Annotated in this window: 13 protein-coding genes; 11 read left to right on the top strand and 2 right to left on the bottom strand. The window is 60.9% G+C overall.

The features are described 5' to 3' along the window. Nucleotides 1-5: 5 nt before the first annotated feature. Both AC4D2M_RS01385 and AC4D2M_RS01380 read left to right on the top strand, forming a co-directional pair. Entirely contained in the window at nucleotides 6-4,847 is a 4,842-nt protein-coding gene (locus AC4D2M_RS01385; protein WP_490889342.1) for an NAD-glutamate dehydrogenase, read from the top strand. A gap of 11 nt (nucleotides 4,848-4,858) precedes the next feature. Continuing rightward, nucleotides 4,859-6,367: a sensor histidine kinase gene (locus AC4D2M_RS01380; RefSeq protein ID WP_490889341.1), complete on the top strand. Its 1,509-nt coding sequence runs from the start codon at nucleotides 4,859-4,861 to the stop codon at nucleotides 6,365-6,367. 75 nt (nucleotides 6,368-6,442) lie between these two features. On the opposite strand, the gene AC4D2M_RS01375 is transcribed toward AC4D2M_RS01380, so the two are convergent. After that, complete coding sequence (locus AC4D2M_RS01375; RefSeq protein WP_026533500.1) at nucleotides 6,443-6,691, bottom strand: WhiB family transcriptional regulator; 249 nt, start codon at nucleotides 6,689-6,691, stop codon at nucleotides 6,443-6,445. Nucleotides 6,692-6,929: 238 nt separating this feature from the next. Between AC4D2M_RS01375 and AC4D2M_RS01370 the strand changes: the two genes are divergently transcribed. Continuing rightward, the gene (locus tag AC4D2M_RS01370) at nucleotides 6,930-7,361 is read left to right on the top strand and encodes a hypothetical protein (RefSeq protein ID WP_490889338.1); all 432 of its coding nucleotides are present in this window, start codon (nucleotides 6,930-6,932) and stop codon (nucleotides 7,359-7,361) included. 8 nt (nucleotides 7,362-7,369) lie between these two features. Here AC4D2M_RS01370 and AC4D2M_RS01365 read toward each other — a convergent pair whose 3' ends face one another. After that, nucleotides 7,370-11,278 (bottom strand): type VII secretion EssC family protein, encoded by a 3,909-nt coding sequence (locus AC4D2M_RS01365; RefSeq protein ID WP_490889336.1) that lies wholly within the window; start codon nucleotides 11,276-11,278, stop codon nucleotides 7,370-7,372. Nucleotides 11,279-11,509: 231 nt separating this feature from the next. Here AC4D2M_RS01365 and AC4D2M_RS01360 point away from each other — a divergent pair, with 231 nt between their 5' ends. The 8 genes from AC4D2M_RS01360 to AC4D2M_RS01325 all read left to right on the top strand — a co-directional run bounded on the left by AC4D2M_RS01360 (nucleotide 11,510) and on the right by AC4D2M_RS01325 (nucleotide 21,150). Further along, nucleotides 11,510-13,516 carry an acyltransferase family protein gene (locus AC4D2M_RS01360; RefSeq protein WP_490889334.1) on the top strand — a complete coding sequence of 669 codons (2,007 nt, stop codon included), beginning with the start codon at nucleotides 11,510-11,512 and terminating at the stop codon, nucleotides 13,514-13,516. Nucleotides 13,517-13,582: 66 nt separating this feature from the next. After that, nucleotides 13,583-14,872, top strand: coding sequence for a nucleotide sugar dehydrogenase (locus tag AC4D2M_RS01355; RefSeq protein WP_490889332.1), 1,290 nt, complete (start codon nucleotides 13,583-13,585; stop codon nucleotides 14,870-14,872). Nucleotides 14,873-14,891: 19 nt separating this feature from the next. Continuing rightward, nucleotides 14,892-15,488, top strand: coding sequence for an acyltransferase (locus AC4D2M_RS01350; protein ID WP_490889331.1), 597 nt, complete (start codon nucleotides 14,892-14,894; stop codon nucleotides 15,486-15,488). Next, nucleotides 15,485-16,576: a DegT/DnrJ/EryC1/StrS family aminotransferase gene (locus AC4D2M_RS01345; protein WP_490889327.1), complete on the top strand. Its 1,092-nt coding sequence runs from the start codon at nucleotides 15,485-15,487 to the stop codon at nucleotides 16,574-16,576. The genes AC4D2M_RS01350 and AC4D2M_RS01345 overlap by 4 nt, the downstream gene beginning before the upstream one ends. Beyond that, a complete protein-coding gene (locus AC4D2M_RS01340) occupies nucleotides 16,576-17,568 on the top strand; it encodes a Gfo/Idh/MocA family oxidoreductase (RefSeq protein WP_490889325.1) in 993 nt (330 codons plus the stop codon). The genes AC4D2M_RS01345 and AC4D2M_RS01340 overlap by 1 nt, the downstream gene beginning before the upstream one ends. Beyond that, complete coding sequence (locus tag AC4D2M_RS01335) at nucleotides 17,565-18,710, top strand: glycosyltransferase family 4 protein (RefSeq protein ID WP_490889323.1); 1,146 nt, start codon at nucleotides 17,565-17,567, stop codon at nucleotides 18,708-18,710. Before AC4D2M_RS01340 ends, AC4D2M_RS01335 begins: the two co-directional genes overlap by 4 nt. A gap of 195 nt (nucleotides 18,711-18,905) precedes the next feature. Then, the gene (locus AC4D2M_RS01330; RefSeq protein WP_490889321.1) at nucleotides 18,906-20,015 is read left to right on the top strand and encodes a glycosyltransferase; all 1,110 of its coding nucleotides are present in this window, start codon (nucleotides 18,906-18,908) and stop codon (nucleotides 20,013-20,015) included. A 4-nt stretch (nucleotides 20,016-20,019) separates the two neighbouring features. Next, nucleotides 20,020-21,150 carry a glycosyltransferase gene (locus AC4D2M_RS01325; protein ID WP_490889319.1) on the top strand — a complete coding sequence of 377 codons (1,131 nt, stop codon included), beginning with the start codon at nucleotides 20,020-20,022 and terminating at the stop codon, nucleotides 21,148-21,150. Nucleotide 21,151: the final 1 nt, after the last annotated feature.

Raw genomic sequence — 21,151 nt, 5'->3', positions numbered from 1 at the left:
GGTTCATGTCGTCTGGATCCAGCACCACGGAACAGTCCAGCTCTGACACTTCATTCACCGAGTTCATCCAGCACTATTACCAGCACCTCTCGGACGACGACGCCGGCGCCTATTCGCCGGACGCGCTGACCGAACGGGCGCTTGAGCACCGCGCTCTAGCCGCGGCGCGGCCCAACGGCGAGGCACTTGTTGGAGTTTTCGATCAGGATGATGCGAGCATCGTCCTGGTCGTCACGGACGACATGCCTTTTCTCGTGGATTCCGTTACCGCGGAACTCGTGCGGCAACAGGCGGCCATCCGGTTGGTTGTGCACCCCACGTTCGTTGCCGTGCGGGATCGTTCGTCTGCTGACCTGAGGAGGCTCCAGCGGGTTCCTTCCTCCGCTGGATCATCAAGCGGGGACACCGCTGCACTCCCTAACCTGGCTGATTTGGTGGCTGAGGGGGATGTCAGCGCGCACATTGAGTCCTGGATAGCGGTCGAAGTCGGCCGGATCGGTGATGAGGCGCGGCGGTCGGAAATCATCGCCGGTCTTCAGCGTGTTCTCTCCGATGTCCGTGCCGCAGTAGAGGACTGGGCTGCCATGCGCGGCAAGCTGCGTGAAGTGGCGAACACCCTGCAGGCAGTGCCGGAAAGCGCCGGTGTCGTTGGGTTGGAACAGGCCAGGGACCTGCTTGCCTGGCTGGACCAGGGCAATTTCACCTTTCTCGGGTACAAGGAATACGACCTTGAGACGGTAGACGGCGAGGACGTGCTCAGCGTCCGCGACGATAGCGGGCTGGGCCTGCTTCGCCACCCGCTCGAGGGCCGGCCGGTTCAGCATCTGACCCAGGCAGGACGCGCGAAAGCACGGGAGAAGCAGCCGCTGGTGATCACCAAGGCAAACTCCCGGTCAACAGTTCACCGTGCCGCCTACCTCGATTACATCGGCATCAAGCAGTTCGATCAGCAGGGTGATGTCTGCGGCGAGCAACGATTCATTGGATTGTTCGCCACCAGCGCCTACACCGAATCGGTACGCAATGTTCCGATCGTGCGGGAGAAGGTCAATGAGGTCCTGCGCCGATGCGGATTCCCATCCGATTCGCACTCGGGCAAGGACCTGCTCTCCATCCTCGAGACGTACCCCCGGGACGAGCTGTTCCAGATAGATGTCAACGATCTGGTCAACACGGCGATGGGGATCCTGAAGCTGCAGGAGAGGCGCCGTACCCGGTTGTTCCTCCGTCCCGACACCTACGGACGTTTCATGTCCGCGCTGGTCTACCTTCCGCGGGACCGTTATACGACCAGCGTGCGTTTGCGCATTGAGGACGAGCTGCGGCGCACCTTCAATGCCGAGTCGATTGACTATGAGGCGCGCATGAGCGAATCCGCGCTTGCCCGCCTTTTCTTCCGGATCCGGCTCCCCAAAGGGGCGGAAGTGGCGAAGGTGGAGGTTTCCGAGCTCGAACAGCGGCTCGTCATGGCAGCCCGGTCCTGGTCCGAGGGCATCGATGAAGTAGCCCGTACCAGGTTCAGCCGCCAGGATGCTGAAGAATTCTCACGCCTGTGGGCCGAGGCTTTCCCCGCGGCATACCGGGTGGACTATGAAGTTGAGGATGCTCTCGAAGACATCGAACAATTCTCGGTTTATGACCGCACTGATACTCCCGGTCCCATCATGCACGTGTACGTGCCTAACGGAGCCGGCGAACATCTGGAGGAGAATGCGCGTCTCAAGCTGTATCTGACTGAACCGAAGAGTCTCAGCCAGATATTGCCGTTCCTGCACAATCTCGGTCTGGAGGTGCTCGACGAGCGGCCCTTTGAGATTGAGCGCTCCGACGGCAGGGACTTCTTCCTCTACGACCTCGGCCTGCGGTATCCACCCGGAATCGATCCGGAAGGTACAGGTGAACTGCTGGAGGAGGCGTTCGCTGCTGCCATGGCCAACGCCAGTGAATCGGATTCCTTCGATCGACTCGTTCTGAGGATGAACCTCCGCTGGCGGCAGGTCGCGGTTCTTCGCAGCTATGCGAAATACATGCGGCAGATGGGCAACATGAATTCGTACGGATTCATCAGCGGCACCCTGCTGGGCAATCCTGCAGTGACGCGCGGGCTCATCGCGCTCTTCGAGGCCCGCTTCGACCCGGACCTCAGCGACACCCAGCGGAAAGAGACGACTGCCCAGGTCCGCCGAAAGTTGGACAGCGATCTGGAGCAGGTTCCCACGCTTGACGCGGACAGGGTGCTGCGCACGTTCACCAATGTGATTGAAGCCACCCTGCGCACCAACTACTTCCAGGACAAGCACCACATCAGTTACAAGCTGAATACGGCGGCGATCGAGGGTGCACCGCATCCCCGTCCCAAGTTCGAGATCTGGGTATATTCGCCGCAGATCGAGGGCGTCCATCTGCGCTTCGGTGACATCGCTCGCGGCGGGCTACGGTGGTCTGACCGGCGGGAGGACTTCCGCACGGAGATCCTCGGACTTGTGAAAGCCCAGACGGTCAAGAATGCCGTGATCGTTCCCACGGGCGCGAAGGGTGGTTTCTACGCGAAGCAGCTGCCCGACCCCGTCCAGGACCGTGCCGCGTGGATGGCGGAGGGCCAGGCGAGTTACCGTACGTTCATCCGGGCGCTTCTGGACATCACGGATAACCTCGTGACCACAGAGGACGGCGAGCAGGTCGTCCCCCCGCAAAGGGTGGTCCGGCACGACGGTGACGACAGTTACCTCGTTGTGGCAGCGGACAAGGGAACGGCTTCCTTCTCGGATATCGCCAACGAGCTGTCGGCTGAATACGGCTTCTGGCTGGGCGATGCCTTCGCCTCGGGCGGCTCGGTTGGGTACGACCACAAGGCGATGGGTATCACGGCGCGCGGCGCCTGGGAATCAGTAAAGAGCCACTTCAGCGAGTTCGGCGTTGATACCCAGAACGAGGAGTTTACGGTCGCGGGCGTCGGTGACATGAGCGGAGATGTGTTCGGCAACGGCATGCTGCTCTCCACACACATCCGCCTCGTTGCGGCTTTCGACCATCGCCACATATTCCTTGACCCCAATCCCGACGCTGCGACGTCGTTTGCTGAGCGCAAGCGGCTCTTCGAGCTTCCGCGCTCCAGCTGGGCCGATTACAACCCGGAGCTGATCAGCGAGGGGGGCGGCGTGTACGCCCGCCATGTGAAGTCCATTCCCCTCAGTGAGCAGGTACGGTTGGCGCTCGGCCTCCATGAGTCCATCACCAGCATGAGTCCTCCGGAGCTTCTGCGCGCCATCCTCACTGCACCGGTTGACCTCCTCTACAACGGCGGTATCGGTACCTATGTGAAGGCTTCGACCGAAACCCACAGCGATGTTGGCGACAAGGCAAACGACGCTATCCGGGTCAACGGGAACCAGCTGCGTGCGCGGGTCATCGGCGAGGGCGGCAATCTGGGGATGACCCAGCGTGGCCGGATCGAGGCTGCGCTGAACGGAGTGCTCCTCAACACGGATGCAATCGACAACTCAGCAGGCGTCGATTGTTCCGACCACGAGGTCAATATCAAGATCTTCGTTGACCGGATGGTGCGTATCGGCCGACTCCGCGCGGAAGATCGTACTGAGTTCCTGCACTCGATGACGGACGAGGTAGCTGACCTCGTCCTCCAGGACAACATCGACCAGAACATGCTGCTCCTCAATGACCGGCAGCGCGTCCTGGAGTGGAGCCCGAGCTTCGAAAGGCTGATGGACTGGCTCGAGTCGCACGCGGACCTCAATCGGGAACTTGAAGCTCTTCCATCCACGAAGGAGCTACGTGCACGGGCGGAGCGTGGTCAAGGCCTGACGTCGCCGGAGCTGTCCGTCATTGCCGCCTACGCCAAGATCGAGCTGACAAAAGCGCTCACCAAGAGCGATCTCGCCGATGACCCGTGGTTCAAGGACACGCTGAGGAGTTACTTCCCCCGTCAGGTCGTCGAACGGTTCGATCAGGAACTCGACACTCATCCGCTCCGCCGCGAGATCATTTCCACGGTGATCGCGAACGACATGATCAACCTGGGCGGTATCACGTTCGTCTTCCGGGTCATGGAGGAAACGTCGGTCAGTGAGCCGGTCGTGGCGCGTGCATTCATTGCCCTGCGGGAGATCTACGAACTCGAGCGGACCGTCGAAGCACTCGCCGCACTCCCACCCAGCTTCCCGACCGAGAACTGGACAACCGTCCATCTCGACGTTCGACGGCTGCTGGACCGTGCAGTGCGCTGGTTCGTCAATCACGTTGGACGCGGCTCGACCGTGCAGGAAGACATTGCGGCTTTCAAGCCGCTCATCGATCCGCTGCGCACAAGGCTCATTGATTACGTGCGGGGCGGCGACCTCGAACGGGTGAAGGCCGGGTTCAAGCGGGCCGAGGAGTGGGGGCTGCCCGATTCACTTGCGCAAAACTGGGCGGAGCAGTTCGAATCCTTCGGGTTGCTCGACGTTGCACTGATTTCGCGACGTGTGGCTGAACCGGTGGAGCGCATCGCCGAGGTCTATTTCGCCATCTACGACCGCTTCAACGTGGATAACCTGCTCGAGCGCATTACCTCGCTGCCCAGAGAAGACCGCTGGCAGGCATTGGCACGCGCAGCCCTGCGTGATGACCTCTACACAACGGTGTCGGAAATGACTGTGTCAGTCATGAACAGCTCGTCACATCTGGAATCGTCCGACGCGTCGAGCAGGCTTCAGGAGTGGGAGAAGCTCAACGCTGAATATCTGGATCGGGCAAGGAAAATGTTCGCCGAGGTTAACCAGTTGGAACGCGACGATATGGCATCGCTGTCGGTTGCACTACGCTTACTGCGTTCCATCGTGCGGCAGTAAGGGAGACATTGGTGGCAATCTTCACGGATCCGATCCGGGAACATACAGGGTTTGCCCCCGGAGACGCTGAGTGGCTGCATCTGCTGGTGGGGGACTGGCAGATGGTCGCGGATCTGGCTTTCGCTGATCTGGCACTGTGGTTCCCACTGCACGACGGCGGATACGTCGCCTTGGCGCACGTGCGCCCGTCGACCTCCCATACCGTCTTCCACAGCGACTTCGTGGGGGAGCGGATTCGAGCCGACCTTCAGCCGCTTGTTGACAAGGCCTGGGACAGCCAACAGATCGAGCGTTCAGGTGAAACGAACTGGACCACAGAGATGGCCATGCGGGTTGAAGCGGTTCCCATGGTGCGGAACGGCCGGACGCTCGCCGTCGTCACTTCACACATGGACCTCTCCAGCTCACGCATGCCTTCGCGGCTGGAGCTCACCTACCGCCAGTGCGCGTATGATCTGCTGCGGATGGGCACCCTGGGGCTGTGGCCGGATTTTGCTACTCCCACCGGTTCCAGACGTGGCGCTCCGCGTGTGGGGGACGGCCTGATCAGGCTCGATGTTGACGGCGTCGTGCAGTACGCCAGCCCTAACGGCGTCTCGGCGTTCCGAAGGCTGGGTGATGTCGAAACCCTCGAGGGTCGCCCGCTTGCCGAAATCGTGACCTCGCTGCTCAAAGACCGCAGGATGGTCGACGAGACCCTTCCTCTGGTGCTGACTGGGAAGATGCCCTGGCGGACTGAGATCGAGTCCCGGAACGTGAGCCTGTCGTTGCGCGCCATTCCCCTGCGCGACGAGAAGCAGCGTTTCGGTGCGCTGGTGCTCTGCCGGGATGTGTCTGAACTCAGGCGCAGGGAGATGGAGTTGGTTTCCAAGGACGCCACTATCCGCGAGATCCACCACCGGGTGAAGAATAATCTGCAGACCGTCGCTGCACTGTTGAGAATGCAGTCACGGCGCATGGTGAGCGATGAAGCGAAACAGGGCCTCGAGCAGGCAATGCGACGTGTAGCGACGATCGCCCTGGTTCATGAGACTCTTTCCCAGGGTCTGTCGCAGAGCGTCGACTTCGACGAACTGATTGCACGCCAGTTCCGTCTGTCGGCGGAGGTCGCGTCGCCGAATCAGGCTGTCCGGACTGAACGGGCCGGCGAGTTTGGCGAACTGCCAAGCGACTTCGCCACTCCACTCGCCCTGGTGATCAACGAGCTGGTGACCAACGCCGTCGAACACGGACTTGCGGACCAGCCCGGCACTGTGTGGTTGAGGGCCGACCGCAGTGTGGACGATGAGGGCGAACTGCTCACCGTGTCCATCATGGACGACGGCGCCGGCCTGCCCGCCGAGGGCTACACCGAAGGACTCGGTCTACAGATCGTAAGGACGCTCGTCATGAGCGAGCTCGGCGGAACAATTGAATGGACCGCGCGCGAGGGGGGCGGCACGGTGGTGACCATCGAAATGGGTATTCCCGGGGCTCGCCGCAAGACAGGTGCGGCCCGGCCTTCTTCACAGGGGAGTTGACCCGCGCAAGGGGGTCCGTACATGCTGCAGGGAGGGCATCAAAGATGCCCTCCCTGCAGTATGTACGTGTTTACGTCAGGATGCTCGCCTCGCGCGGGCTGCCCGACGCTTGAGTGCACGACGCTCGTCTTCGCTCAGGCCGCCCCAGACTCCGGCGTCCTGTCCGGACTCGATGGCCCACTGGAGGCAGGTGTCCATGACCTGGCAGCGACGGCAAACGCTCTTTGCTTCTTCAATCTGCAGCAGGGCAGGCCCTGTGTTGCCGACCGGGAAGAACAATTCCGGGTCCTTGTCTAGGCAGGCAGCGCGGCTACGCCAGTCCATGCTGATCACATTCTCCTTACGACTCGTGAAAGCTTTGTGAAAACATTCACGAGGGGTCTCATAGTAAAGGGGGCCACAACGGCCCCCGCATTTTCCTTCATTAAGGCTGTCACGTTACGCACACGCAAACAAGAGGTAACGCATAGGTAATTGCCTCAGAACGTGAGGGATGCGTCACACAGTTGACATCACCAGAACGGTCGTGGATGTGAACGACTATGTCCGGTAGGGTGCCACTGTGTCAAGACCCTCGCCGCTGCCCCAGCCCAACGGAACAACGCGGCCGGGAGGCGTCACGGTGATCGCGGTGATCCTATTATGTGAGGCCGCAGTCCTCCTTGCGGTCGCCGGCTGGTTCGCTTTCGGGCTGATGACAAGTACTCCTGCCTCTTTGGGTGGTGCGGTCTTCATGCTGGTCCTTCTGCTGCTCTTCTCAGGATGGCTTCTGGTCGTGGCTCATTTCTTTTTCCGCGGCTACCGGTGGACTCGTTCGGCTGCCCTCGTTTTCCAGCTGTTCCTGATTGTTATTGCCGTCCCCACACTGACCGGTGGAGTCATTTGGGTGGGACTGCTGATGTTGGTTCCTGCCGTGGTTGTGGTCCACCAACTATTCACGCGCCCCGTTGTGGCGTACACGAGTAGGGTTGGCGACGGTACCCCGATGCTCTGAACCGGTAGCTATGCGATCTGATTGCAAAGATCGCCACCCGGCTCGATGTCTCCGCCTGTCGCAATCTGGATTTCGACGGTGCGGCGTGTCTCGACCAGGATGCCGCGTCCCGGCGGCGGGGTGCCGTCCACGTCGAGGCGCAAGCCGAATACATCGCCGTCAGTCGGCGACCGGGGGCCGAGGACGATTCCCAGCGGGTTGATCCGGAGGGTGGTCAGAGCCGGACTGGTCGCAGCGGAAGGGGACGGTGAGGATGCGAAGACTGCCCGAGCGCCGGCCGCAAGCATCGCAGCGAGTCGCTGGTGTGTATCGCGCGGAAGCAGATCGGCATCATCGACCAATAGCAGGTCACCTGAGCCGGCTCCCGCGGCAGCCTCCAGTCTCCAGAAGGCCTCCGCGTCCTCGTTCCTGGGAGGTCTCCGGCATCTGAGTGAGGGCGGGGCCATTTGCGCGATCAGATCGAGCGTTTCTGACTTACCCGTTCCTGGGGCGCCCACGATCAGTGCCGGGGTGTGTTGCGGCAGGGGGAGGTACGCGGTGGCAAGATCGTCTCCGCCCAATCCGACAGGAACGCAAAGCGTCCGCGACCCTGACCTGGCTGGTTTCAGCTCGGTGCCGCTGACGACGCGAGGGAGCCCGGCCACAGGAAAAGGATTCTGTGCGGGTTGCACGTACGGTATCGGGCTACCTTCCGTGACGAGTTGCGCAACAGCTTCTGTGTCCGGGCTGATGCGGCCCTGGACGAAGGCTCGGCCGGGTACGGCGTCCATTGCAGGTAGCTTCGGCCAGCTGAGGAGCGTCTCCGGGCTGGCATCCAGTGGCAGGTAGAGCCGGTTAGGCAGCATGGAAAAGAACCTGCTGGCGATGAGCTCCCGGTCGCCGGCGATGACAAGCGCGATCCCGGCCGCTTCTCCGTCACGCACGATGTCCTGCAGAGCTTCTTCCGCCGAGGCGAAGCGGCCGCTCCTGAAGGCCGTCGCCCACCTGCCCCACCCGGAGACGAAAACGGTGAGGGGCTGAACTCCTCCCCGACGTTCAGCAGCATCGTTGAGGCGGTCAGCCACGAGTTCACTGATGCGCTGGAGGACACGGGCGGCCCGCTTGACCTCGGAAGCGGTCACATAGGCGCCGACCTGAGGGGTGTCCATCACTGCACGCAGGCTTGAGTCTCCGTCAAGAAGGTAGAGGTGTCGGTCGGGAGCTGCGCGCAGATGCTCTGTTGCCATGTGTGTGAGGGCGTATTTCAGCCCGCTTCCGGGTTGCCCCACAAGTGCGAGATGAGAGTGACGCGCGGGTTCCCACATCAGCGGGCGTTGGAGCTGTTTATCCGGCATGTCGAGTAAGCCGAGCTGTGGGGTGTCGGCCGGCGCCTCCGCTGCGCGAGCCAGTGTGGAGGGCAGGGGCGGACAGACCGGTGCCTGGAGCACGGGGAGCTGAAGTGCCCGTGCGGCGCGGTCGGCAGAATCGACCATCGCCTGAATGCTGGTCTTGGCGTCGGAGGGAACTTCTTCTGCTGATCGCGTGGGAGAGTTCGAGCGGGCCTTCCGAGTCAGCAGGGAAGTGAAGGACGTAATGGTAGCCGATAGTGTTCCCTTGCCGTGTCCCGAAGTCGTAGCCGTCTGGAATTCGATGGCTCGGCCGGATCCGACGCGCAGGTATCCACGACCGGGGAGGCCAACTGGAATTGAGGAGGCGGCAGCTGATTCGAGGACGTCCTGGGATTCCATTGCGGACTGCATTCTCAGGGCGACGCTTGTGGTGATGTTCGCGCGGATTTCGGACGTGATGGCGCCTTGCGGGCGTTGGGTTGCGAGGACAATATGCATGCCGAGCGAGCGGCCCAGGGTCGCGATCCGCATCAGCTCGTGTACGGAACCGGGGATCTCTTCGCTCAGCATCCGGAACTCGTCAATGACGGTTACGAGCCGGGGCAGCTGAATCGAGGTGCGTTGACGGTATTCGAGGTAGTCGGAAGCTCCACTGTCCGCAAACATCGCTTCCCGCCGTTTGACCTCGGCTCTCAGGGAGATCAGGGCTCGTGAGACCGCGGCAGCAGACAGGTCGGTGAGCATGCCGGCGGCATGGGGAAGACCTGCCAGCGCGCCGAGTCCGGAGCCGCCCTTGAAATCGATGAAGAGGAAATTGAGGTCAGCGGGGGAGCAGTTCAAGCCGAGGCCCAGGACCAGCGTCCGCAGGAACTCTGATTTGCCGGACCCGGTTGTCCCGGCGATGAGCATGTGCGGACCGTCCGCGACCAGGTCAAGGATGAGGGGCCCTGCAGCAGATGAACCCACGACAGTCCTCAGACGCGCTCCGTTCGAGGACTCACGCCACCTCTCTCCAATGGTTGCGGCGTCACAGGGTAAGAGGTCCGGCAATGCAATAGCCTCCGGTACCGATGTATCTGGCCCGTCGTCCGCGTCGGGATCTGCTTGGGCTCCGATTGACCGGGCCAACACATCGAACGTCTCAGCACGCACGTAATCAGGGCGGAAGGAAATGACGCCGTTAGGAGTTCGCAGGACCGGATCCGACGGAAAGTAATCGGCCGTCCAACTTTCATCCTCAAGTCCCGCGGACGAGGAGAAGCGGTAGATACGCAGACGGGGAGTCTCGGGAACGTGGTCGGCGCCGAATAACACGAGCGAGGTGTACCGACCGCTCGCGAGAAGTTCGACAAGGCGCGCCCGGTGAGCGACGAGGGATACCCGTGGCAGGAACCGTGCTGCCGCCGGCAGGCCCGACGAGTGACCATAACAGAGGATCTCGCCGGATTCGAGAAGGGCGGAGAGTTGAAGGAGCAGGAGGTGAGCGACGCGCATGAGAACTTCCTCCGGGCCACGGATGTGCAGGCTGACAGGCTTTTCGCTTCCCGGCTCAACCAACGGGACGAGCACTGGCGCCTCCGCAATGACCGGTACCTGCCACTCTGGCGGTGCGGGTTTGGGCCGGACGTTAGCGGGTTGGTCGGCAGCGCCGAGCCGCAGGTATCGCCCACCGGTGAGCAGCGGGCTGGCCTTACCGGCTGCGGTCAATGATGGCCGGAGCGTGGTCAGGGTAAACCTGCCCGGCTCTGATGCTGCGCGCCGTCGTCGTTTGCTGTCCACGTTCACTGCATCCGTGACGGCTGCGGAGAATGCGCGACGTTTTCTTCGTCCGGTGATGAGTGGAACCAACCCTGTCACGGCGGAGAGGGCGCTGAAAGCGAGGAAGAACCACATTCCGGTGGTTACGGCCAACACGACCCCGAGCACAAGCGGCAGGAATGCAGTCAGGAAGATCAGACGATTTGCTTCCTGCGGTGGAGGAGCATTGATGTCGCATGGTTCGCTGAGGTCGGCGGCAAGGGGCGGCTGGGCTGGTGTATCGGGAAGGACGAGCGCGCATTGACTGGTCCCGATGCGGATGTCGGAGGCCGTGGTCACCCGGGTCAGCTCAACCCGGTGCCCGTTCACCCAGACGCCATTTGCTGAGTTCCGATCGCGAAGGGTCAGGGAGTCATCGGTCACCGTGAGAACGGCGTGCACCCGGGAGAGCTCGGGGTCATGAATGGTGATGTCTGCGGCGCTTCGGCCGATCGTGTAGGTTCCGCGGGTCAGCGGAATCGCTTTGCCTGCGTCGGGCCCGGACCGTACGAGAAAAAACAGGCTACCCGGGCGGGACGGGCTCGGGGCCATGCGTGCACTCGCCGCCGCGATTATCACGGCACCGGAGGTCAGGGGTGGCACCCCCGGTTCGAGCTCTCGAAGCGGTTTCCCCTTGACGAAGTGGTGCTGTGCGCCCGTTCGCTTTTCCAGTTGGTCCTGGAGCTGTTCGCCGGTAGCCAGGTGCGCCCTCACGATGACTATTTCCTCGGTAGTTTCACCGCCGCGCAGCCGCACTCCGGGACCTGCGGCGAGCGTGACGTGCAGATCCATGGTTCGAGCCTATGGGCACCGAGACCAGCGGCGATGGTGTCGTCGTTTTCCTGTGGATAACACCGTGGCATTCAAGTGTCGTGCGCGAAGGCACGGCCTTACGGACGGTAGTGTAAGTCGTCGGGTCTCGGGAGAGAGTCCCTTTCGACCGAATAAAACTTTTGGAGACGCTGCGTGGCTGTCCTTGCAATAACCGGCCCGGATCTAGCGTCGTCCCGCAGGTCGAGGACCGTGTCGTACAGACCGGAGATTCAGGGGCTTCGCGCGCTCGCCGTCCTGATGGTCGTGGTTTATCATATTTGGTTCGATCGTGTGTCCGGCGGCGTCGACGTTTTTCTGCTTATCTCGTCGTTTCTGCTAACCCTCACTTTTATTCGCAAAGCCGAGGAACGCAGGGATTTCAGTCTCGGCCGCTATTGGCTGCACCTATTCAAAAGACTTCTACCCGCCGTCGTCGTAGTACTACTGGCCACACTTGCTGCCACCTTCCTGTTCGTCCCGCAGTCCCGATGGTCTGAGGTGTTCGACCAAACGTGGGCGTCCTTGTTCTACGTGCAGAACTGGCTGCTGGCCGAAAGATCAGTGGATTACTACGCAGGGGATGACAGTCTGGCAAGTCCTCTTCAGCATTTCTGGTCCCTCTCGGTGCAGGGGCAGGTATTCATTCTCTGGCCATTGCTTTTCTCCTTGTGTGCGGTACTCGCAAAGGTGGCGCAGCTGCGGTTTCGGTTCGTGGTGGTTGTCATGTTCGGGTCCGTGCTTTGCGCCTCACTTGCCTACTCAGTAGCCCAGACCTATAGCAATCAGTCCTACGCCTACTTCGATACCCGGACCAGGCTCTGGGAATTCGCCCTGGGCACGCTTCTTGCGGCGGCACTGCCCTACGTATCACTTCCGAGGGTGGTGCGCGTCATCGCTGGCTGGGTTGCCCTGGTGGCGATGATAAGCGGCGGTTTCCTGCTCGACGTGGAGAGGGAATTCCCCGGGTATATCGCTCTCTGGCCACTACTCGCAGCCGGCACCATAATGGTCGCCGGCAACACGGGCAGCCGGTTCGGGGTGGACACCTTTCTGAGTTGGAAGCCGCTCGTGCGAATGGGAGACTTCTCCTACGCTCTCTATCTGTGGCACTGGCCGATACTGGTCATCTATCTCATTTTCAGGGATCGTTCGGAAGCCGGCCCCCTGTCCGGAGTGGCGATTATCTTCCTGTCACTCGTACTCGCATACCTGACTACCCGCTTCATTGAGCACCCGATACGGCGTACCGCGCACGCGACTCGTAGATTCGCGGCCAGCGCAGTAGCCATCTCATGTATCACCGTTGCGTTGCCGCTCTCGGGGTGGCAGATTGCGCTGAAAGTTGAACAGGAGCGGCTGAGCGCCCAAACAGTAGCCGACAATCCAGGTGCCAGAGTCCTCGCAGGGACTGTCGACCCGAGTTCCCGCTATGACGCGCCCATCGTGCCCTCGGCCGCCGATATCAACGGTGAATGGGCCTCTCTTACGGCACGTTGCGGCAACCCGGTACTTGCTCCGACGCAAGACGTGCTCGACGGGCATTGCAGCGACAACGGCATTGATCCTTCTGCAAGCGATCGGACGGTCGTTGTTGTGGGTGACTCGCACGCTGAGCAGTGGCTGGGAGTTATGCGACCTTTGGCGGCAGAGAACAATTGGACGTTGGTTGCGCTCCTGTATGGCGGCTGCGACTTCGGCCTACCTTACGAGGGTCAGGACGGCGGTTGCCGTGCGTTCAATGAGGCAGCTCTGTCCTATCTAAAGGACCTTGGACCGGAAGCGATCTTCACCGTTGCGACCAATGCACATGCTGACTCGGCGCGCGACACAGTGGTTCCGGGTTTCCCCCAAGCTTCCCTTCAACTACAAGATCTGGGAATTGAGGTGATCGGCATCCGCGACAATCCGCGGTACTCCAACAACATGATGGCGTGTCTGGAGGAGTCAGGCGGCGACATCGAAGGTTGTGGGCGGGACCGAAGTACGACGCTGGTTGATGATCCGCCTTTCCCGGAGATCCGTGAGGTCGCTCCTGAGACTGTCCTCCTCGACGGCACAGACCTGATTTGCTCCGAGCATTCCTGCGACCCGGTCGTGGGAAATATGCATGTCTACATTGATGACAACCACCTCACCGAGACCTACGTCGAATCGATGTACGACATGTTCCGGAACATGTTCCGGGAGGAGACCGGATGGGCGGATATCCGCGAGTGATCCGATAGTCTTGGTCACTGAATCGCTGGGTTGAACACAAGCCATACAGAAAAGGTCTACTTCGTCGTGAGAATTGCTGTTATTGCCCTTGGAAAGATCGGCCTGCCCCTCGCTGTCCAGTTCGCTTCGAAGGGTCATGAAGTGGTGGGAGTCGACGTCAACGCACAGGTTGTCGAGTCCATTAACAATGCGGTGGAGCCGTTCCCCGGCGAAGCGCACCTGCAGGAGAAGCTGTCCGAACTGGTCCCTTCGGGCAAACTTCGGGCCACAACCGACTACGCGCAGGCTGTGCCCAACGCAGATGCCGTGGTGCTGGTGGTGCCACTGTTCGTGGACGCTGACGCCAAACCTGACTTCGGATGGATGGACGGAGCGACGGCGGAGCTTGCCAAGCACCTCACAGCGGGGACACTGGTCTCGTACGAGACCACGCTCCCGGTTGGCACCACCCGTAACCGGTGGAAGCCGATGCTGGAGGAAGGCTCAGGGCTGGAGGAGGGCAAGGACTTCCATTTGGTCTTCTCGCCGGAGCGCGTGCTGACCGGGCGGGTTTTCGAAGATCTCCGCAAGTACCCAAAGCTCGTTGGCGGCCTCTCCGACGAAGGCGCAAAGCTCGCGGTCGAGTTCTACGAGGCCGTTCTCGATTTTGATGACCGCTCCGACCTGGTCCGCGGCAACGGGGTGTGGGACCTCGGATCAGCAGAAGCATCCGAACTGGCCAAGCTTGCCGAGACGACCTACCGCGATGTCAACATCGGCCTGGCCAACCAGTTCGCACGCTTTGCTGCGACTGCCGGAATCGACATCTACCAGGTCATCGAGGCGTCCAACTCGCAGCCGTACAGCCACATTCACCAGCCGGGCATCGCCGTCGGCGGTCACTGCATCCCCGTTTACCCCCGCCTCTACCTCTGGAATGATCCGTCTGCGACGGTCGTTCGGGCAGCCCGCGAGGCCAACGCCGGGATGCCCGAGTACACAGTCGGGCTGCTGGAAGGCGCTCATGGGGATCTCGACGGTGCCACCGTCGTCGTACTTGGCGCTGCCTACCGAGGAGAGGTCAAGGAAACAGCATTCTCCGGCGTCTTTGCCACCGTTGACGCGCTGAAGCAGCGCGGCGCGAAGGTACTGGTGCATGACCCTCTGTATACCGATGAAGAACTCGCGTCTCTGGGCTTTGATGCCTATAGTCTCGGCGATCCGGTGGATGCTGCGGTGGTGCAGGCGAATCACGCGAAGTATGCAGATCTGACGCCCTCGGACCTCCCCGGTGTGAAGACATTCATCGACGGCCGCCGGGTGAGCACGCCGGACAAGTGGGCCGGAGTCACCTACCGGGTCATCGGCAAGGCCTGATTCAACGGAAGGTAGTCGAATGACCTACATCGCGGATAGCGCTGACGTTTCGGACCAGGCGGAACTGGGCGAGGGTACCAAAGTGTGGCATCTCGCGCAGGTGCGTGAGAACGCCAAACTGGGAGCCAACTGCATCGTCGGGCGCGGAGCATATATCGGAACAGGTGTCTCGATGGGAGAGAACACCAAGGTTCAGAACTATGCCCTGGTGTACGAACCGGCATCGCTCGGAAAGGGCGTCTTCATTGGCCCTGCTGTCGTGCTGACAAACGACACCTACCCTCGGTCCGTATCACCGGACGGCACACTGAAAAGCGCGCATGACTGGACTCCCGTGGGCGTCACCATCGAGGATGGAGCGTCCATCGGCGCAAGGGCGGTTTGCGTTGCCCCGGTCACTATTGGCGCGTGGGCTACGGTCGCCGCTGGCGCCGTAGTGACCAAGGACGTTCCCGCTTATGGGCTTGTGGCTGGAGTGCCTGCTCGCCGTCTTGGGTGGGTTGGGAAATCCGGGCATCCGCTCAAGGAGCAAAACGGGCTGTGGGTCTGTCCTGAGACCGGTGAGAAATATAGCGAAGCAGACGGAATATTGGCACCAATAGAGGAACAGAAATGAGCACAGGATTCATTCCGGCAGCGAAGCCCATCGTAGGCGATGAGGAGCGTGCAGCCGTCGACGCGGTTCTCGTCTCGGGCATGCTCGCCCAGGGCGCGGAGGTCGCCGAGTTCGAGAAGGAGTTCTCGGACGTCCTTCTTGACGGGCGGGCCTCAGTGGCCGTGAACTCGGGTACGTCTGGGTTGCATCTGGGCCTGTTGGCTGCCGGGGTCAAGCCCGGTGATGAAGTGATCGTTCCGTCGTTTACGTTCGCTGCGACAGCGAATTCTGTGGCACTGGCCGGTGCGACGCCGGTCTTCGCCGACATTGAGCTTGATCACTACTGCCTGGACGTCAGCCATGTCGAGTCGCTGATCTCTGACAGGACCAAGGCGATTATGCCGGTTCACCTGTACGGTCATCCGGCCAATATGGCTGCGTTCCGTGAGTTGGCGGACACCCGCGGCATCAAATTGTTCGAAGACGCCGCCCAGGCGCACGGTGCGGGGTTGAATGGGCAGAAGGTCGGCACGTTTGGCGACTTCGCGATGTTTTCGCTGTACCCGACGAAGAACATGACCTCGGGTGAGGGCGGCATGGTGTCGACCGGAGACGCAACGGTTGAGCGGAATCTGCGCCTCCTGCGGAACCAGGGCATGGAGCGCCAGTACGAGAACGAACTGGTGGGGTTCAACGCGCGAATGACGAACCTTCATGCGGCGATCGGACGCGTGCAGTTGACGAAGGTGCTTGGTTGGACGGCCCAGCGCCAGTCGAATGCGCAGTTTCTGAACGAGAACCTTGAAGGCGTGGGGACTCCGGTGGTAGCGGAGGGGGCCGAACATGTGTACCACCAGTACACCATCCGCATCTCGGGAGACCGGGATGGTTTCGCGGCGGCCCTGAAGGATGAATACAACATCGGCAGCGGGGTTTACTATCCGATCCCGAATCACCGGCTACCGTCCTTCAACCGTACCGAGGATCTGCCCAACACTGAGATCGCGGCGCGTGAAGTACTTTCCCTTCCTGTGCACCCGTCCCTTGATGACGAGGATCTGGACAGAATCGTGACAGCTGTGAACAAGCTTGCAGGAGCGGGCGCATAATGGGGGACCTTCGGGTAGGGCTGATTGGTCTCGGAATGATGGGGCGCCATCACGCTCGCGTTGTGCGTGAACTGGATGGTGTTCAGCTGGTCGCGGTGGCCGATGCTTACGGTGACCCGCACGGTGTCGCCGGGGACTTGCCGTTGTGCGGATCCGTGGACGAGTTGATCTCGCAGGGGATCGACATGGCCGTGTGCGCTGTGCCCACCGGTCTTCACGAGGAAGTTGGTCTCGCCCTCGCCGCTGCCGGTGTTCACACGATGGTGGAGAAGCCGATTGCATCGACGATCGAGGGCGGAGTCAAACTCGCGGAAGCGTTCGAGGGTGCAGGCCTCGTCGGTGCCGTGGGGCATATCGAACGCTTCAACCCCGCGCTGCAATCGCTGCGCGCCCGTATCGAGAACGGCGACCTGGGCGATGTATACCAGCTGGCAACGCGTCGTCAGGGACCTTTCCCTTCGCGCATCGCCGATGTGGGCGTGGTGAAGGATCTCGGTACCCACGATATCGACCTCACAGCCTGGCTCGCGCAGTCGCCCTACCAGTCTGTCTCGGCACGAACCAGCACCCGGTCGGGGCGTCCCCATGAGGATATGGTGACTGCGTCCTGCCAGTTGGCGAACGGCGTCATCACTTCCCACCTCGTCAACTGGCTTTCACCCATGAAGGAGCGGTTGACAGTAGTGACGGGGGAGAAGGGTGCTTTCGTGGCCGACACACTGACGGCTGATCTGACGTTCTACGAGAACGGCACTGTCAACACTGAATGGGAAGCTGTATCGAATTTCCGTGGCGTCAGTGAAGGCAATATCACGCGATTGGCGCTCACCAAGCGCGAGCCGTTGAAGGCCGAGCACGAAGCGTTCCGTGATGCTGTACGCGGCGAGGGCAACGACGTCGTGACCATGCGCGAAGGCCTGAACACGCTGCGGGTTGCTGAAGCAATGATCGAGTCTGCCCGGGTCGGGCAGATGGTGGACGTCACCGCGTGAAGCGGCTACGAATTGCTGTAGCAACTCGTATCTTCGAGCCGGAATCTGGAGCGGCCGTCTATCGCCTGGGCGCGATGGTGAGGGAATTGCAGACTCGTGGGCACCATGTGCGCGTGATAACTTCCCGGGCGCCTGGGGCAGCCAGGTCAACCGAAGCTGTACGGCGGTGGCCTGTCCTGCGCGACAAAGGCGGTGCGGTACGGGGGTATGTGCAGTATGCCAGCTTCGACGTGCCATTGTTCTTTCGCCTTCTGTTCGATAAGCGTTATGACCTGATCATCGCGGAACCGCCGCCAACCACAGGTGCCGTAGTGCGACTTGCCGCCAGTCTGAAGCGGTCGAACTATGCGTACTTCGCTGCGGACGTCAGCTCAGTAGCGGCAGAGGGCATAGGCGTTTCCCCCCCGATCGTTTGGGTGCTGCGGAAAATCGAAGGATGGGTTCTCTCCGGCGCCAATATCATCTTCACGGTCTCGGAAGGCGTGTCGAACGCCGTAGCCCAGCTAGGCGCAGACCCAGAGAAGACCGTGTGCGTCGGGACCGGTATTGACACTAAGCAATTTTCCGCAGACGGGCCGCCTTCACGAGGCGGTCGCTACTTTGTCTATGCGGGAACGATGTCCGAGATACAGGGCGCGGGAGTGTTCGTTGACGCCTTCGCCCGGATTGCTGGGGACTTTCCTGATGTCCAACTCCTCATGTATGGGCAGGGGGTCGAGCGCGAGGAACTCAAGTCGCGCGCCGAACCGCTTGGGGAGCAGGTTCAATTTCCAGGGACTGTGGACTCCCGTGTGCTCTCCGCCGTCCTGCGAGGGGCGACGGCAGGGCTTGCTTCAGTACGGCCGTCAAGAGGGTATGACTTCGCCTACGCTACGAAGGCATTTGCCAGCCTCAGCTGCGGTTCGCCCGTTATCTACGCAGGTGTGGGCCCAATGGGGGAACTCGTCAAAGAAGAGTCGCTTGGATACGTGGTTCCTTGGAGTTCAGAGGCTGTTGCCGATGTGATGAGAACTGCACTACGGGCAGAGGTGAGCGAGAGTGACCGCGCGCGACTGTCGCGGTGGGTGAAGCAGCGTTACTCGCTGCAAGCGGTCGCCGGGCGCGTGAGCCACGCTGTAGAGAGGGACTTCGAACCTCGATAACTGCGCCGCTAGGGTTGATTGGCCCTAGCCGCTGCGTTCGACGGTTCAGCCCGCACGCTATTTGGTATCGCGTAGATGGAAGGGAACCACTCCTAGTCCGCAGACCGAAACTTCCCTCTGAAGTAAAACGACAGCCCGTGGGAGCATGGCGCTCGATGCAACCTGCCTAGGACATCTGTACGGTAGCCTTATCCGGTGATCCCCGAACTTCCATCCGCAATTTTCGTGGATGTCATCATTCCCGTGCACACGCCAAATAGGCAGATAGATAGGGCGGTGCGATCTGTAGAGATGGCCGGACTCAGCACTGGTATCGGCGGCGAATGCCGCATAACGGTGGTTTGCCATAACACCGACGTTGCGCCGATCCAAGAAAAGGTGCGGAGTGTTTCGCAGGCAGAGGTACGTTACATTCATCACCTTGACTCCCACAGGAGTCCTGCCGGCCCGTTCAATCGTGGCATAGCTGAATCAAACGCCACCTGGTTCATGATCATGGGAAGTGACGACACTCTCGAGCCGGGGGCTCTTGGTAGCTGGCTGAAAGAAGCGGAGCGCACCAATGCTGATGTTCTTGTTGCCCCCGAGGCTCACTTCGAGGGGTCAACCATTCGTACACCTGTCATGCGACCTTTTCGTCGCACGCAACTTGACCCAGTATTAGATCGACTCAGCTATCGCACTGCTCCGCTAGGTCTCATAAGACGTTCCTTGGTTGACGAACTATCATTAAACTTCCCTGACCGGCTGTCTAACGGTTCAGATCAACTGGTATCGGCCAAGCTGTGGTTCTCAGGACTGTCGATTGTGTACGGGCGAGGTCTCCCTCGCTACCTCGTTCATGCAGATGCGAAAGAACGCGTCACTTTCACCCTGAAGGACTTGGACGAGGATCTCCTGTTCGCTACCGAGTTGGTTCGGGATTCCTGGTTCAAGGATCTGCCAGAACGCAGCAGACATGCGATCGTGACTAAGTTGATCCGGGTACACCTGTTCTCACACGTCGGCTTAAGAGCGACGTCAGGAGGGTGGGATCAACGACAGGCGGACCGGGCAGTTGCGGTGCTTGGTGAGCTATTGGCAGCCGCTCCGCGTGCTTTGCGTCCTCTTTCGATCGCGGACAGGAAACTTGTAGATGCAATTGCCGACCCTCTGGCCGAGTCGACGTCGTCCATGGCTGAACTCTGTTCTGCTCGTCGCCGGTTCGGGCACCCACGAACCTGGATACCCCGGGATCTGCGCTATGCATTTCATCGTGAGGCCCCGTTTCGGTTCATGAGCGCGTCCCTACTAGTCAAAGCGTGACGAGATGAAAGTACTTGTTGTAACCACTTGGTTTCCTGGACAGCATAATCCCGCAGAGGCGCCCTTCAATTTGGATCACGTGCGAGCGCTGCAACATGCTGGCCATACCGTCCGGGTGATACACATTAGACTTGGCACCTCGAAATTAGGACTAGTACCCGTCGACTCGGCTAGCGGCAGCTGGGAAGGCATACCAGTGCTTAGGATTCCGCTGACCCCAACAAGGCCACTCCGATCGGCGCTTACACAGTCGACGTTGTTTCGTGAATTGCGCTGGGCGGACGTGCTCCACACGATGGCCTTCTCCTCCATTCTCGCCGTTATGTTTCCTTGGCTGTCGCGTCGGGCAATAGCTAGCGAACCAGTGTGGGTCCACACAGAACACTGGACGGGTGCTCTGGACCCGGCGAGTGTTTCTCCACTCTGGGAACGACTGGCTCGCCTGAGGATGGTGTATCGTCTGCCACACCGAGTGACAGGCGTGGGCGCCGCGCTTGTGCAAGCCATCAGGCCCTTCGCACGATCCAACGCAGTCTCTGTTGTGCCTTGCGTAGTCAGATGCGTCGATAATCCACCTGAAGCCTCTTTTGGGACGCCTCTGAAGCTGGTTTCAGTTGGCGCTGTTGCTGCTCGTAAACGTCCGGATGCCGCCATAGCAACTGTGAAGTGGTTACGTTCGCAGGGGCACGCCGCGGAGCTTACTTGGGTTGGCGATGGCCCGCTGCGAAGTAAATGCCAAACGCAGATTTCTGGGACGGAGTTGGAGGGGCACATTCATTTTCCAGGGGCTGTTGAGCCCCGCGAAGTTGGTACTTTCCTCGCGGGCGCCGACTTGTTTCTCTTGCCCTCAGCCCACGAGACCTTCTTTGCGTCCGCTGCTGAAGCCATCGGCGCAGGACGAGCAGTTGTGATCAGTGATCTTCCAGGACTGGGGGACTTTCTTACTCCTGACAACAGCATCTTGGTGGATGGGGCTAGTCCAACAGCACTCGGGCAAGCCGTGCTGGAGGCAGTAGCGCGCTTCGCCGGCGTAGAAGCCGAACACATTGCGGCGCCTATACGTGAGCATTACAGTGTAGGGGCAGTCTCTGAACTGTTCACATCTGTATATACTGCGGCGATAGCCAGGGCGTAGC

The organism is Arthrobacter sp. TJ-270 (assembly GCF_058269075.1).
This window is presented reverse-complemented; position numbering and strand designations above follow the sequence as displayed.

Coding starts and splice junctions, on each gene's coding strand:
- AC4D2M_RS01385 (WP_490889342.1), top strand. CDS start 6: ATGTCGTCTGGATCCAGCACCACGGAACAGTCCAGCTCTGACACTTCA.
- AC4D2M_RS01375 (WP_026533500.1), bottom strand. CDS start 6,691: ATGGACTGGCGTAGCCGCGCTGCCTGCCTAGACAAGGACCCGGAATTG.
- AC4D2M_RS01365 (WP_490889336.1), bottom strand. CDS start 11,278: ATGGATCTGCACGTCACGCTCGCCGCAGGTCCCGGAGTGCGGCTGCGC.
- AC4D2M_RS01350 (WP_490889331.1), top strand. CDS start 14,892: ATGACCTACATCGCGGATAGCGCTGACGTTTCGGACCAGGCGGAACTG.
- AC4D2M_RS01345 (WP_490889327.1), top strand. CDS start 15,485: ATGAGCACAGGATTCATTCCGGCAGCGAAGCCCATCGTAGGCGATGAG.
- AC4D2M_RS01340 (WP_490889325.1), top strand. CDS start 16,576: ATGGGGGACCTTCGGGTAGGGCTGATTGGTCTCGGAATGATGGGGCGC.
- AC4D2M_RS01325 (WP_490889319.1), top strand. CDS start 20,020: ATGAAAGTACTTGTTGTAACCACTTGGTTTCCTGGACAGCATAATCCC.